General features: G+C 38.4%; 17 protein-coding genes. 6 read left to right on the forward strand and 11 right to left on the reverse strand.

Features of this window, described 5'->3' with window-relative positions; all coding sequences use genetic code 11:
* Positions 1–58: 58 nt before the first annotated feature.
* The 3 genes from ABE099_RS19155 to yyaC all read right to left on the reverse strand — a co-directional run bounded on the left by ABE099_RS19155 (position 59) and on the right by yyaC (position 2278).
* On the reverse strand, positions 59–706 hold the full coding sequence (locus ABE099_RS19155; protein WP_430032963.1) for a DUF6483 family protein: 648 nt from the start codon (positions 704–706) through the stop codon (positions 59–61).
* Positions 707–845: 139 nt separating this feature from the next.
* Positions 846–1640: an alpha/beta fold hydrolase gene (locus tag ABE099_RS19160; protein WP_430032965.1), complete on the reverse strand. Its 795-nt coding sequence runs from the start codon at positions 1638–1640 to the stop codon at positions 846–848.
* A 95-nt stretch (positions 1641–1735) separates the two neighbouring features.
* Complete coding sequence (gene yyaC, locus ABE099_RS19165; RefSeq protein ID WP_430032967.1) at positions 1736–2278, reverse strand: spore protease YyaC; 543 nt, start codon at positions 2276–2278, stop codon at positions 1736–1738.
* A gap of 582 nt (positions 2279–2860) precedes the next feature.
* Between yyaC and ABE099_RS19170 the strand changes: the two genes are divergently transcribed.
* Positions 2861–3085: a DUF1128 domain-containing protein gene (locus ABE099_RS19170; RefSeq protein WP_430032969.1), complete on the forward strand. Its 225-nt coding sequence runs from the start codon at positions 2861–2863 to the stop codon at positions 3083–3085.
* Between the two features lie 144 nt (positions 3086–3229).
* Here ABE099_RS19170 and ABE099_RS19175 read toward each other — a convergent pair whose 3' ends face one another.
* Complete coding sequence (locus ABE099_RS19175; RefSeq protein WP_430032973.1) at positions 3230–4234, reverse strand: asparaginase; 1005 nt, start codon at positions 4232–4234, stop codon at positions 3230–3232.
* Between the two features lie 296 nt (positions 4235–4530).
* Between ABE099_RS19175 and ABE099_RS19180 the strand changes: the two genes are divergently transcribed.
* Both ABE099_RS19180 and ABE099_RS19185 read left to right on the forward strand, forming a co-directional pair.
* The gene (locus ABE099_RS19180; RefSeq protein ID WP_210089986.1) at positions 4531–4953 is read left to right on the forward strand and encodes a YtxH domain-containing protein; all 423 of its coding nucleotides are present in this window, start codon (positions 4531–4533) and stop codon (positions 4951–4953) included.
* A gap of 150 nt (positions 4954–5103) precedes the next feature.
* Complete coding sequence (locus ABE099_RS19185) at positions 5104–5436, forward strand: DUF5665 domain-containing protein (RefSeq protein ID WP_430032975.1); 333 nt, start codon at positions 5104–5106, stop codon at positions 5434–5436.
* Between the two features lie 183 nt (positions 5437–5619).
* Here the strand turns inward: ABE099_RS19185 and ABE099_RS19190 are convergent, their stop codons facing one another.
* From ABE099_RS19190 to ABE099_RS19215, 6 genes are all read right to left on the reverse strand, one after another.
* Complete coding sequence (locus ABE099_RS19190; protein WP_430032977.1) at positions 5620–6396, reverse strand: sigma-70 family RNA polymerase sigma factor; 777 nt, start codon at positions 6394–6396, stop codon at positions 5620–5622.
* Positions 6393–6845 carry an anti-sigma B factor RsbW gene (gene rsbW, locus ABE099_RS19195; RefSeq protein WP_210089989.1) on the reverse strand — a complete coding sequence of 151 codons (453 nt, stop codon included), beginning with the start codon at positions 6843–6845 and terminating at the stop codon, positions 6393–6395. The genes ABE099_RS19190 and rsbW overlap by 4 nt, the downstream gene beginning before the upstream one ends.
* Positions 6846–6847: 2 nt before the next feature.
* Complete coding sequence (locus tag ABE099_RS19200) at positions 6848–7207, reverse strand: STAS domain-containing protein (RefSeq protein WP_430032979.1); 360 nt, start codon at positions 7205–7207, stop codon at positions 6848–6850.
* Positions 7208–7275: 68 nt separating this feature from the next.
* Positions 7276–8487, reverse strand: coding sequence for an ATP-binding protein (locus ABE099_RS19205; RefSeq protein ID WP_430032982.1), 1212 nt, complete (start codon positions 8485–8487; stop codon positions 7276–7278).
* Positions 8488–8550: 63 nt separating this feature from the next.
* Positions 8551–9708 (reverse strand): SpoIIE family protein phosphatase, encoded by a 1158-nt coding sequence (locus ABE099_RS19210; protein WP_430032984.1) that lies wholly within the window; start codon positions 9706–9708, stop codon positions 8551–8553.
* A gap of 208 nt (positions 9709–9916) precedes the next feature.
* Positions 9917–10408: a DUF948 domain-containing protein gene (locus tag ABE099_RS19215; protein ID WP_430032986.1), complete on the reverse strand. Its 492-nt coding sequence runs from the start codon at positions 10406–10408 to the stop codon at positions 9917–9919.
* A gap of 182 nt (positions 10409–10590) precedes the next feature.
* Between ABE099_RS19215 and ABE099_RS19220 the strand changes: the two genes are divergently transcribed.
* The gene (locus ABE099_RS19220) at positions 10591–10755 is read left to right on the forward strand and encodes a DUF1328 domain-containing protein (RefSeq protein WP_430032987.1); all 165 of its coding nucleotides are present in this window, start codon (positions 10591–10593) and stop codon (positions 10753–10755) included.
* A gap of 100 nt (positions 10756–10855) precedes the next feature.
* Positions 10856–11242, forward strand: a complete 387-nt coding sequence (locus tag ABE099_RS19225; RefSeq protein ID WP_430032989.1) for a hypothetical protein — start codon at positions 10856–10858, stop codon at positions 11240–11242.
* Positions 11243–11337: 95 nt separating this feature from the next.
* Here the strand turns inward: ABE099_RS19225 and ABE099_RS19230 are convergent, their stop codons facing one another.
* The gene (locus ABE099_RS19230; RefSeq protein WP_430032991.1) at positions 11338–12159 is read right to left on the reverse strand and encodes a C40 family peptidase; all 822 of its coding nucleotides are present in this window, start codon (positions 12157–12159) and stop codon (positions 11338–11340) included.
* Between the two features lie 364 nt (positions 12160–12523).
* Between ABE099_RS19230 and ABE099_RS19235 the strand changes: the two genes are divergently transcribed.
* Entirely contained in the window at positions 12524–12892 is a 369-nt protein-coding gene (locus ABE099_RS19235) for a hypothetical protein (RefSeq protein WP_430032993.1), read from the forward strand.
* The last annotated feature ends 35 nt before the right edge of the window (positions 12893–12927 follow it).

The raw sequence follows: 12927 nt of genomic DNA on the forward strand, positions 1-12927 counted from the left end.
TTGAATGACAACTCACTTTCTTACAACTTAATCTAATTATTAATCTAATTGATGTGAACTAATTTATATTACGTAATTCCTGAAGTGCCTCATGCACTTCTTCTATAGGTAATCCACCCTGTGATAGTGTCGAATGATCCATTTGTAATAAACGCTCGTAAAAAGCAAGCGCTTCTTCCCTCGTGATCCACTGCTCTTGAAGCATAATATATATAATATCCTCTGCCCGTCCATATCTTCCTTCTGCTTCCTCGTATTGTAGCCGAAGTTGCTCCGTTTCCTTTGGTAGCCGATATTTGTTCAAATCTACAATTAATTCATCAATTTGATCAGCTAACTTCCATAATGTACGATCCGCCCCACCTTGTGCAGCGGTTAAATATAAATGAAGTGACTTCATGAGTGTAAATGTCCCCTCGTCCTGCTGTCCAGCAGCAATAAGAAGGTTCCCTTCCTCCTTCATTAAATAAGCGAGGTTCTGAAGCTTGTCCACTTCGAGTTTTCCCCCTGTATGAAAAATTTCTACGATATCCTTAGCAGATAAGGAACGTAGCAAATCGTTACTTAATCTAAACTGCCTTTTATATAAATCATCCAATTGCCATAATGCCTCAGTAAACTTCCGCTCTTGCTTCAAACCAAAAACTTTGCCTAATATTTCTGTCATTTCCTCAATCATCCGAACTAAATAGTCTCTTCGAAGCATATAGCAATCCTCCCCTTTGCAAACAAATTGTACTTCTTCATCAGCAAAAACGCAAAAAATAGTGCGTTAATTACTAACGCACCATTTAAAGGGTAACCTTTACTGATAATACTTATAGGTAATTTATACTTTAGATTCATCAAACATTGTCTATAGAATCGGCAAATTGCTTAATTATTTTCGCTAGCTGCTCAGGCGCCTCGAACATACTCATATGGCCTGTTCCATCAATAATTACCTGCGTAACCCCTTCACGATCTGTTGTAAACACACGCTCAACGGTTAAAATAGGATCTTCACCACCCGCTACAAGCAATAATGGCAACACAGATGCTGACATGACATCACAACGAGCTGTGCGCTCACGCATTGCCATTAATGAGCCTATTGCTCCTTGCGGTGGTGTTTTGTAAGCAATTTCTTTCACACGAACGAGAACTTCATTATGTTGCTCTAATTGGGTTGGGGCGAACAGACCCGATACAAAACCGTCAACAAACGCTGTCATGCCATTTGCATTAATGGAGGCAACCGAAGCCAGTCTTTTCTCCATTGCCTCAGGGCTATCGCTGTGACCTGTTGAATGAATTAAACCAAAACCTGATAATACATGTCCATAACGTTGGACTAAAGAAAGTGTAACGTATCCACCCATAGAGTGGCCCAACACAATATATTTTGTAATGCCAAGTTGCTCCATCAAACCCGCCACATCATCCGCCATCTGCTCTATCGTATACGCTCCAACAGGTGCGCCTGTAGAACCATGCCCTCTTAGATCAGGACAAATCACACGGTAATGCTGTGCTAATATGGGCTGGACCTTTTCCCAGTAATAAGAACTGCCACAAAAACCATGCAATAAGACAATAACTTCACCTTCACCTTGGTCCTGATAAGCCATCGTAATTCCGTTTACTTGTATATTGTCCATCGTCAATTCCTTCTTTCTATGATCAGTTATACAAATGATTTTTATGGCACCCTGTAAAACATGTAGAAGGCACCTTGGATACACCTTGCTAGATATTAAGCACTTTTATCACTTTTGAAACACTTGTTCACTGCTTCCACAATTTGCTCTGTCATTTGTAAAACTTTGCTCAGTGGGGTCATCTGTAAAATTGTATAAGGCCTTGGACCATTCGCATTCACGACAGCCGCCACACTATAGTGACCATATGGTGTTAAAGATCCCCCTGTAGCTTGCGCCGGTTGTAGTGGTCCTACTGAGGTTAAATAACTCCCTACAGATTCAGGCCGACCCAAACATGCATCTATGGTAATAATGATTTTATCCAATGGAATTGATTTTATCTTCTTCTCATAATTATGCCCATCACAAGGCTCATTAAGCGTACCCACAACATCGAACCCTATCTGCTCAAGGCGCGAGCCTACTAAAGGGCCTAAAGCATCTCCAGTAGAGCAATCTGTTCCAACACACAAAAAAACGATACTTTCGATGAGATGTAATTGTCCAATTTGCTCAAAAAAAGAAACTAACTCACTTGCTCTTTTACGCTCTATTCCTTTGCCATGCTGACGTGACAAATTCCCTAATGCAACCACGCTTATTTTCCCCTCAATCCTTTATATTAAACTAGCTAGTACCATTCTTAATTATACTTTATTTTTTATAAAATAAGAGTGATTGGACATTCTAAATTCAAGTTATCAATATCTTAATTAAATGCACAAAAAAGCCTACATAAATGCAGACTATGCTATAATTTAATTTGTACAACACACCTTGAGTGGGTGCGGTATCCTCCGGAAAGGAGGTGTACCGTATGAACTTTTCTTTTTCAAATGTAATTATTTTTGCAAGTTTTATTGTTGCACTTATAACATACATGGATAGAAAAAAGAAGTGACCCACTACAAGGTCAGCAAACCTGTGAGCCACTTCTTCATGGAATAAAACTTTCTTGGAGGATAACCTCACTCAAGTTGTTTGTACTGAGGACGGTGGCTGACCGTCCTTATTTATATAATTATAGTAACATAAAACTTTAATACTTGTAAGATGTAAATGTAAACGTACACGTATACATTTACATATTTATTATACTCAGAATAACTTGTGTGATGACAACAATACTGCTAATATGATTTTAAAATTGGAATCGTTATTAAGAAAGGAAGAGATGTGTGAAGGACTTAACACAAAAAACAGCAGAAAATATCGAATTTATGATAGAGGAAATTAAAAATAAGCTAAGAATGGCAACAGGCGCTGCTATGACCGCTTCCGCTTTTTCATTGGATCGTTACGATGATATTGTGGAAGTGTACGAGATCGTTATGAGTAAGGAACGATTGAGTATTTCAGAGGTTGAAGCATTAGCCAAGGAGCTTGGAAGTTTGCGCAAATAAACGAAAATAACCCGCCTAGGTTAGCGCCACGGAACGGGTTATTTTTGAGATTTTATCTTGGAGGTATCCATCCAAGTGTTGTACTGAGGATGGTCAGGCGGACCATCCTTATTTAAATTCTTAATCTTATCATAAAATGTAAGCTTAATGCCTCTCTAGCTTGAACTCACAAATTGACATACCAACCTCATTCCCTGCATCATTGTAAATCGAATTTGGAAATGCTTGCTTTAGCTTCTGAATCGTCTGCGGGCGCTCATATTGGAGTTGCTCTAAAATAGAAGTGACTACTAACCCCCATTCCTCTTCTGAACCATCCGCGATTTTAAACGTAATGCCTAGCTGTTCTTTTTTTAGGGCAAAGGCATATACCCCTTTAAACCCGCCTTTAGCAACGATGTTATCATCCTCTAGCAGGATGGAGTCCACCATCCCCGTTCCAGCCACTAAACGCGGATGCTTGTTCATCGCTTTAGTTATGGTCGCTACCGCAGTAGCTGTTGCCTGATCCTGAATTAGCTGAGGATTAGCCAACTTCATGTATGCTGTAGCTAATGCGCTAAGAGGTAAAGCAAAGACTGGAAAACCACAACCATCCACCCCAATCGTAATGTCATCCTGAGAAAGATTGGCTAGCTGGGCTAAGGTTTGTACAATTTCCTGCTGTACAGGATGCTTAGAATCAGCGTAATCCTCGAGAGAGTAGCCTTTCATCTGGCTATAGGCTAACGCCCCTAAATGCTTACCAGAGCAATTATGATACAATCGTCTACGGTCACCACCATGACGAAGAATATTAATCGTTGCCTCCTGATTTAAAGGCAGGCTAGGTGCACAAACAAGTTTTTGTTCATCTACCCCTATTTTTTGTAACATTTCATTTAACGTACCCATATGATCCTCTTCCCCACGATGTGAGGCAACCATCACAGCAATGTCGGCTTCACTTAGACCATAATGCTCTATAATTCCTGCACGTACACCAGGAATGGCTTGAATCGGCTTAGCCGATGAACGTGTAAATGCTATATAGTGAGGATCACCTGCATATTGAATAACTTTTCCTTCATTATTCACGATGCTAATAGATCCGCGGTGGATACACTCTAATTGATTTGCTCTAAATTCTTTCACTAATACAGTATCCATATTGTGTATAACTCCCTTCTTAGCTGCTACATCAGTACAGTATATTACAGGAAAGCCCGAAACGCTATTATCTACAATAGCTAAATCTAGAATATCTAGAAAGTGATCTATGTTATTTATTACTGTTGAATGTTTCATGGATCACGTATAAGTTTAAATAAAACTAAGCTTATTTTTCGTCTTGAATGTTTTATCATTCTTAATCGGCTCTATTTAAAAAATAGTACTTGTCAAAGAACTAATTTCAAGATTGAGCCTCTTAATCTAAATTTTATTTTATTAAAGGAGCGGTCGCTATGAGTAAAGAACAACAAACAGAAAATTGCACATCATTTGCTAAGGGCTTATTTATAGGTTCTCTAGTTGGGGCAGTTGCAGCATTACTATGGGCACCAAAATCAGGACGTGAAATGCGTGAGGATTTATCCGATAAGATGAAGGTTGCTGGAGATAAATCTAAAGAGGTCGCATATACTGTAGGAAGCAAGGTATCTGATATTGCCAAAACAGTTTCTAATAAAACATGTGATGTTGCTCAAGTCGTAGGTTCTGGAGCTGGGCATATTATTTCAGGTGTGAAGCAGGTTTCTGCTGATGTCGCTGACAATGTAAAAGATACCTCTGCTAAAATTGCAGGAGAGGTTGCAGAAGCATCTAGTGAAATCGCAGAAGATGTAGCGGAGACAGCAGAACAAGCCGCGAAAAAAATAAAATCTTAACCTCTGAATCTATTTCATAATAGTTGAACTTACATTGTGAATTGAATTCAAGTCTTTCCCCATTAACTAATTTAGGATAAAATCAAAATAAGTGCTTGATCAACCATCAAGCACTATTTTTATTCATTTAACCGGCAAGGAGGCATTTTTATGGCAGCAACTCCGCCCTATGATCCTAAATATGATCCTAAAGAGCATCCTTTTGAACTACGACATGAGGTAAAGAAGCTCAATAAAAGGCTAGACCAAATTTCCCACATGATGGAGAAATCTGAGTTTCAAGATATTATCACCAATTATTCTAATCCAAAACGTAGATTTGTATCTAATTTTATGGCTGGCTTATCTAGAGGATTAGGTTTAACTGTAGGGACCTTTGTTGTACTTGGTTTGCTTGGCTGGATGTTAAGCCTATTCGTTAACGTCCCAATGATTGGTGACTACATTAAGAGCCTATTGGATTACATACAAACGAAATCTTAATTTGCTGGACAGACATCACTTTTTTGGTAAAAGCAAAAAAACGACCATAACAAAACAATTTAGAAGTATGGAAGAAGTTACAGTCATAAAGACTGCATAAACACAAATAAAACCTGAGGCAGAATAGTTATGTCTCAGGTTTCATTGTGTTATTAAGTAAAATCTCACTCACTTATACGATACTCACACTGAAAAATCAGCATGTGACAATATTTGTCTTAGTTTCTCCGTCGCACGCTTTTGAATACGTGATACGCTCATTTGCGACACACCAAGCTGTTGCGCGATCGCGCGTTGTGATTGCCCCTCCTGAAAAGCTAACAGCAGCACATCCTGTTCCTGCTGCTTTAATTGTTTCATCGCCTGCTGTAAATCCATCTTTTTTTCCAAGGTATCATAATCTGTTACTTCAGAGCTAATCAATTCACCTAATGTTGCAGCACTTTCGTCCTGTGACAAGGGGGAATCCAACGAAACGTAGTGATAACATTCTCGTCCTGCCAACACCTCAACCGTTTCCTCTTCACTTAGCTCTAGATAGCTTGCGATCTCCCTAATATCAGGTGAGCGCTCTAATCTAACCGTTAATTCATCAATAGCTTGCTGAACCAATGCACCTTTTTCTTTGATTCTTCGAGGCACTTGTATGTACCATGACTTATCACGCAAATAATTTTTCATATGACCAATCATACTTTTCATCGCATATGGCTCAAACGGGATACCTAATTCCAAATTATATTGCTGCAATAAACGAACAAGCGCCATTTGCCCCACCTGATATAAATCCTCATACAGATCAGGGCGATTGCGCGAAATTTTACCAGCTGCAATTTTAACCATTGCTTCATACTTATGAATCAGCGTAGTCGCAATTTCATTATCCTTTGTTTGCTGATACAGCCATATCAGCTTATTGGTTTCATTCAAAGACTCGGGGGGAGTCAGTTTATGATTCATACGGTTTCCTCGCTTCTCATTACTTTGCGAGTCATTGTAACACTAGTGCCTTGCCCTACTTCACGATTCACGTAGACATCATCCATCAATGCCTGCATGAGATAAAAACCTAGCCCCCCAATCTCTACATTACTTAAATCTTTATTATGCAGAGCTTGATCGTTTTCCATAGGCTCCCAATGTTCAAAGCTTTGCCCTTCATCCTTTACGGTAATGGACAATGCATCGCCTTGAATTTCAAAGTGGATTTCCATCACACCAGTTTGACTCTGATAGGCATGTAATACTGAGTTGTTACACGCTTCTGAAATAGCTACCTTCATATCTTCAATTTCCTCATAGGAAAAGCCCATTTTGGACGCGATCCCATATAGATTTAATCTGACAATATCAACATATTCGGCAGTTGCAGGCAAGCAAATTGTTATTTTTTGACCATCCTCTAACATTTCTACTCTTTCCTTTCGGTTCCTACTTGGTTATTGTCCTGTACTGCAAAAAACTTTGCAATTCCTGTCATCGTAAATAGCTTTTGAATTTGCGGTGGCACTTCCTCAACCACAAAGGTGCTATTATTGCTATGTCTAACCTTCAAAATAGATAACAAAATGCCAATTCCAGTGCTATCAATATATTTTAAATCCTTTAGGTTCATGCGCAGGTGGAGCTTATCATCACTCATAATAGGTTCCATCATCTTACGAAAATCTGAAGCAGCTGCTAAATCAAGCTCCCCCTGTAAATATACAATGCACTGATCATCTTGCCAGTCTTTCGTTACAGTAAACTTTTCACTTCGATTTAGGCTCATAACTAGTCTCTCCTGAAATTCATATTCTTTAAATCATAAAACATTTTGAAGCAAAATGAATCAATATTTTAACAATTGGAATACATTGGCAATGTCAGTTGGATTGTAAATATAAAGGTGGCTCCTGAATCTTGGTGTGATTCCACCCATATTTCCCCGTTCATAAGCTGTACTAATATTTTACAAATCGCTAGCCCCAGCCCTGTTCCTCCATACTTTCTAGACATCGATGAATCTAATTGTGAAAAAGGTTGAAATAACTGATCTATTTTATGCTCATCCACACCAATACCCGTATCCTTCACGGCAAATTGCAATTCATAGCTCTCTTTGGATAATGGATTGCCTGAAATCCTTAGGTAAATGCCACCATGAGCCGTAAATTTAATCGCATTTGCAAGCAAATTAATTAGAATTTGCCTAATACGATCCATATCACCCACAAGCCGGTCTGGCACTGCTTCTTCAATGTCATATTCTAATTGCAGGCCTTTACGCTCAGCTGACACTGAAAACAATGTAAATACTTCCTTTATCCCATTTCTGATTGAAAAAGCACTATGTTTAAGCTTCATCTTGCCAGAATCCAGCTTTGTAAAATCTAAAATGTCGTTAATAACAGAGACTAGTGTGTCTGAGCTACTACGAATAATATCTGCGTAAATTTTTTGATCATCCTCTAATTCACTATCTAGTAATAAATCAATCATGCCAATAATCCCATTCATTGGGGTTCGAATTTCGTGACTCATCATAGCCAAAAATTCCGTTTTGGCTTTAGCCGCAATTTCTGCCGCTTCCTTTGCTTCAAGTAACTGCTGATTTATTTTTTCCAGCTCTAGTGTTTTTTGTGTTAGCAAATCACTTTGCTTCTTCAGCTCCCTATTGACCTGATACATCGTGACATAACTATGCACCTTTGATCGTAACAGCTGTGGAATTAAAGGCTTAACCATGTAATCAAACCCACCTAGTGAATAACACTCCACTAAGCTTTCCACTTTTTTTTGATTGTCCGAAATAAAAATAATGGGGATGTTTTTCGTATGTTGATGAGCTTTGATTCTCTTTGCGGTTTGTACCCCATCTAGTCTAGGCATATCTACATTAAGCAATATGACTGCAACCTCAGCTTCTCGCAAATAGTGAAGTAGTTCCTCTTCAGAGGTTACTACCTTTAGTTTATAATGATCCTGTTCAAGCACAGCTTCCACTGCTAATCCATCTTCCCTATGATCATTAATAAATAAAATGGTTGCTTTTTCGGAATTCCCCCCCATAAGTACCTCCTTATTACACTACCATGTATTTTTTATGTCGTTTTTATATCACTTTTTATATACTTACCCCTCATCAAAGGAAATCCAAACTAAGCATTGATCATCTTCGCGACTTTTACGTTGCTCTACTTCACTTAATAACTGCTCCATTTCCTCACGATTCAAGTGGTGACTACGCTTCATAAAGGATTCAATCATTTGCATCTGCTCATCTAATTCCTCTGCAAGCAGTTCCATCAAGCCATCCGTATATAAGGCGATGTGACCATTTCCTTCATAAGGAATCGTTGTGGTAGTTGCCTCCATCGTGTCAAACAGCCCAACAGGTGCACATACTGTATCTAACTTCGTAATCTTCCCATCCTGTGTGCATAGCAACCCTGGTGGGTGCCCTGCATTGACGTAATCAATTTTTTTAAATCTCGTATCTACAACTAAATAAATCGCTGTAAAATAGTATTGAATTAGCTGATCTTTAATATGAAGCTGATTAAAGCGTCGATTCAATTCATTAATGACCTTCTCTGGTTCAACATAGGTAGTCACCGTATCCTTTAGTACTGAAGCAATAAACATACAAAATAACGAAGAAGAAATACCGTGGCCCATCATATCTAACAAAATAACCCCATACCTTCCATCCCCTAACGAATACCAAGAATATAAGTCTCCCGCCAATTCAAAAGAGGGCTTAAAGAAGGCATCAATCTGGAAATGGGGATCATGGATTGGAGGACTTAAGACTGCGCTTTGTACCTTTGCTGCGAGCTGTAGCTCGTCCTTTAAATGCTGGTCTCGTTCCTTATGCCAATCTTTTTCCTTTTTTAATCGCAAAGCTAAACGAATACGTGCCATCAGCTCTACTTTGTTAATCGGTTTTGTCACGTAATCCACAGCACCTGCATCTAAAGCTTCGGCCAGCTTTTTAGAATCCCCTACGGCGGTGACCATAATAACTGGAATTTCCTTCAAAGGGTCATGCTGCTGTAGTACACGACAAGCTTCAATGCCGTCCATTTCTGGCATCATCATATCCAGCAATATTAAATCCACGTCTCCGATTAAATTGTCTCTTTTTTTAGGGGAATGACCTACACCAAGCATTTGAAACATTTCCTTAGCTGATGAGGCCACAAACGTTTTACGGAAGTTTTCTTTTTTCAAAATCTCACGCACAATAATTATATTTGTCGGATTATCATCAACAATCAAAATTTTCATCTTTCTTTTCCTCCTTATCGCTCATAGCTAAAAAAGTGTATGCGCTTGTCGAAAAAAACAACTATTCCTAGTAGTTTAAACATAGATAAGGAATGGGCAACATGCATACTCCCATTCCTTATCTATATTTTCCGAGCTCTAAGTTTCAATGGCTTGTTAGCCAAGCATTACCCATGTATTTTACTTTTGAACCAACTAATAAGATAACCTACGACCGATACTTTTGCCAGACAGTAGCCGCGATATCTACCCATTTTGTCCAATCCTGCTTTTTAGAAGATGTGCTTGCTGGTTTTGCTGCAACTCCTGAATTTACTGCATTAGCATCAACTGATGTGATTGAAGCCGTAGCTTCTTTTTTTATTTGCTGTGAAGATTTTTGAAACCGATGAACAACTGCGCTTGACACTTGTTTTGCAGCTGAGGTCACTTCACTTAATACTTCACCAACATTTTTGACGGATTCCATTACAGGATCAATCTGGTTCATCTTGTGCTTAACATCACCTGAGATATCATTTGCTTGCCTCACTACCTGCTTAAGCTCATAGCTTAACTCATCAACCGTCTGCTGTACCTCCTGTAAGGTTTGTGTTGTTTTGTTCAGAGATTGTTCTGCTGCTTGTAGTGTTCTTACGACAAATATGACGAGCACAACAAACGCCACAGCAATGACTGCCACACTAATTTGTAAAATCATGTTTTTCCTCCTCTTCCTGACCTACGTAATGACTCATTAACCAAATAATTAACCATATAACAATTAGCCCGAACCACAATTTCTTCAAAAAATTAAAGTGTTTCAAAGGACCAACCCACAGGTTAATGAGCAATACGTTAAACCACTCAATACTAATTTACTATGAAAGAGGGATGAATGCCATGTTAAAATGGGCTGCTGTTTTTTTCGTTATTGCAATTGTTGCCGGTATATTTGGTTTCTTCAACCTTGTTGCTGCGGCAGCATCCATAGCCAAAGTATTGTTTTTTATCTTTTTAGTTTTGTTTATTATTTCCTTAATAACGGGAAGAAGAAGTTCTTCATAGGGACTATTCAATTAACAAAAGGAAGAGTTAAAGACAAAACAGACGTAATTCAGTATTTATGCTACAATTAAATTTTGTAAAATTCAGGAGGGATTTCAGTATGAAAAAATTATCCATTTTTGCTGCTACAGCTGCACTTAGTTTAACACTTGCTACAGTTGCTTCCGCAGATACATCAAGCACATCCAATATGGAGCAAAACAATACATCTACAGAAGCGACGACAACGCAAACAGAAAATAATCCAATTAGACTTACAGTGAGCGAGCCTTTTGTAAAAGCAAGTGATCTGGTTATCGCTCCACTCCCAATTGATCTAGAGGAAACTACTGTAATTTATGAAATGCCTGAAGGGAAAGCTTGGAGCAAGCTAGCACCACAAAGTGTAACACCAACAGGTAAAGTTCAAGGCGAATGGTTTGAAATTTATACGTGGTTAGGCAACGCTTGGATTCACTTGCCAGGACATACATTAAGTTTTAATTAGGATCATAATTATCGATAGAACTTAACATATGAAATTATAATCAAAAACGCACGATAGGAAGTTGATCACAACAGTCCTCATCGTGCGTTTTTAAATTATTTCAGCACACTTCCCCCATATAAGAAACGTTTAACCCATGCGCCATCCAGCTTGTCTGTTTTAACTCCACCTGATTTACTAGAATACGTGTGCAACATCTGCCCATCTCCTAAATAAATCGCAACATGTGTAATTCGTTCCTTGTTTTTATCAATACCTTGATAAGCGGCATCACCGGAGCCTTTATAACTCATAAAAAATAGTAAATCTCCACGCTTCAGCTTATTAATACTATATACTGCGGTATTATTACTTTTAATCCATTCCCCTTGTTTACGAGAGTCTGAGGGCAACACAAGACCCAACGCCTCTTTGAAAGCTTGTCTTGTAAAATCAGAGCAATCAAAAGTAAGTGTTGTATTGCGATCAGAGCCATATTCATATGGTGTACCTAAATATTTCATCCCCGTTGAGATGACAAGGTCGATTTTATTACTAATGCTATCAGGAATCGATGGTTTAGTTGGCTCAGGCTTAGATGGTGTTGGGATAGGTGCTGGTACTTGTCCACTAACCTGAATATATTTAGAGTTTGAACTAATATAACCAACCTTGCCATCAGGTGTTTTTATTTTATAAAAATAGTTATTCGTTTCTTCTACTATTGAAACCTTCGTTGATTTTTTTACAAATCCAACTACCTTACCAGACAAAGAAGGCTTGTCTCTTAAATTAACCCCCCCAACAATGGTTCCTGTAGATGAGGTCTGTTTTGTTGCGGATACTTCCATTTCTGCAGCTGAGGCTGCGATTGGAAAGGTAATTGATGAAGATAAGATAGCTGTGCTTAACATAAAAATAGCCGTACTGCGCTTCATAGATGTCCTCCTAGATGCATATTCTTGGTGTTTTCTTGATGAATTCAGGCGACTCTTAACCATTCACTCCTTTCCTTGGCGATATCACCATTATATTCCTTGTCGCATTTTGTCTAAATAAGTCGATTTTCGTGTTTTTCCTTTTTGTGCTACCAAATACCCAGTCCTTTCGTATGTATACAGGTTCTATTTAACTGCTAGAGATGGACTACCAGATGGGGCTACTAGATAGATTTATTAGATAAATCTATTTATTGTTGAATCTATCTTTTATGATTAAATTATATAGAAAGTATGATTAAGCTTACTATTTAACAAATAAACTTTTCTTAACAAATAAACTTTTCGCAAAGGGATGAAAAAGATGAAGCTATACATTTATGATCTAACAATTTTTCCGTTTGACTGGGAATTCAGTTTATTAACCGTTGAGGAGTATAAGGAGAAGCTTGCAATTAAATATAAAATTAATGAACCGTTTTTTAGGTTACAGGCTGGGGAGTTAGAAGAAATTTATGCCCAACTTGACCTACTAGTTGAGGCTGCCTTCAAGCATTGGCAGGAGGTTTTTAAAGACGTAAGCGAGGAGTTACGCTGTGAACCAATGATTTTCACCCTGCCATCGGGAGAAAGCAATGGTGGGGCTCTATTTGGAGTTGTACTAAAACGAAATGAAGATGGGGATACATTTGTCTATTCTCCTGTGCCTTTGCCACATCTTGAGGAAAGATAGAGATGGAGGGTTAATAAACAAATAACTTTATTATC

The organism is Paenibacillus turicensis (assembly GCF_050461185.1).
Lineage (GTDB): Bacteria > Bacillota > Bacilli > Paenibacillales > Paenibacillaceae > Fontibacillus > Fontibacillus turicensis_A.

Excerpts from the sequence above, each read along its gene's own strand:
- ABE099_RS19155 (WP_430032963.1), bottom strand. The coding sequence starts at position 706 with ATGCTTCGAAGAGACTATTTAGTTCGGATGATTGAGGAAATGACAGAA.
- ABE099_RS19160 (WP_430032965.1), bottom strand. The coding sequence starts at position 1,640 with ATGGACAATATACAAGTAAACGGAATTACGATGGCTTATCAGGACCAA.
- ABE099_RS19175 (WP_430032973.1), bottom strand. The coding sequence starts at position 4,234 with ATGGATACTGTATTAGTGAAAGAATTTAGAGCAAATCAATTAGAGTGT.
- ABE099_RS19180 (WP_210089986.1), top strand. The coding sequence starts at position 4,531 with ATGAGTAAAGAACAACAAACAGAAAATTGCACATCATTTGCTAAGGGC.
- ABE099_RS19185 (WP_430032975.1), top strand. The coding sequence starts at position 5,104 with ATGGCAGCAACTCCGCCCTATGATCCTAAATATGATCCTAAAGAGCAT.
- ABE099_RS19190 (WP_430032977.1), bottom strand. The coding sequence starts at position 6,396 with ATGAATCATAAACTGACTCCCCCCGAGTCTTTGAATGAAACCAATAAG.
- rsbW (WP_210089989.1), bottom strand. The coding sequence starts at position 6,845 with ATGTTAGAGGATGGTCAAAAAATAACAATTTGCTTGCCTGCAACTGCC.
- ABE099_RS19200 (WP_430032979.1), bottom strand. The coding sequence starts at position 7,207 with ATGAGCCTAAATCGAAGTGAAAAGTTTACTGTAACGAAAGACTGGCAA.
- ABE099_RS19205 (WP_430032982.1), bottom strand. The coding sequence starts at position 8,487 with ATGGGGGGGAATTCCGAAAAAGCAACCATTTTATTTATTAATGATCAT.
- ABE099_RS19210 (WP_430032984.1), bottom strand. The coding sequence starts at position 9,708 with ATGAAAATTTTGATTGTTGATGATAATCCGACAAATATAATTATTGTG.
- ABE099_RS19215 (WP_430032986.1), bottom strand. The coding sequence starts at position 10,408 with ATGATTTTACAAATTAGTGTGGCAGTCATTGCTGTGGCGTTTGTTGTG.
- ABE099_RS19220 (WP_430032987.1), top strand. The coding sequence starts at position 10,591 with ATGTTAAAATGGGCTGCTGTTTTTTTCGTTATTGCAATTGTTGCCGGT.
- ABE099_RS19225 (WP_430032989.1), top strand. The coding sequence starts at position 10,856 with ATGAAAAAATTATCCATTTTTGCTGCTACAGCTGCACTTAGTTTAACA.
- ABE099_RS19230 (WP_430032991.1), bottom strand. The coding sequence starts at position 12,159 with ATGAAGCGCAGTACGGCTATTTTTATGTTAAGCACAGCTATCTTATCT.
- ABE099_RS19235 (WP_430032993.1), top strand. The coding sequence starts at position 12,524 with ATGAAGCTATACATTTATGATCTAACAATTTTTCCGTTTGACTGGGAA.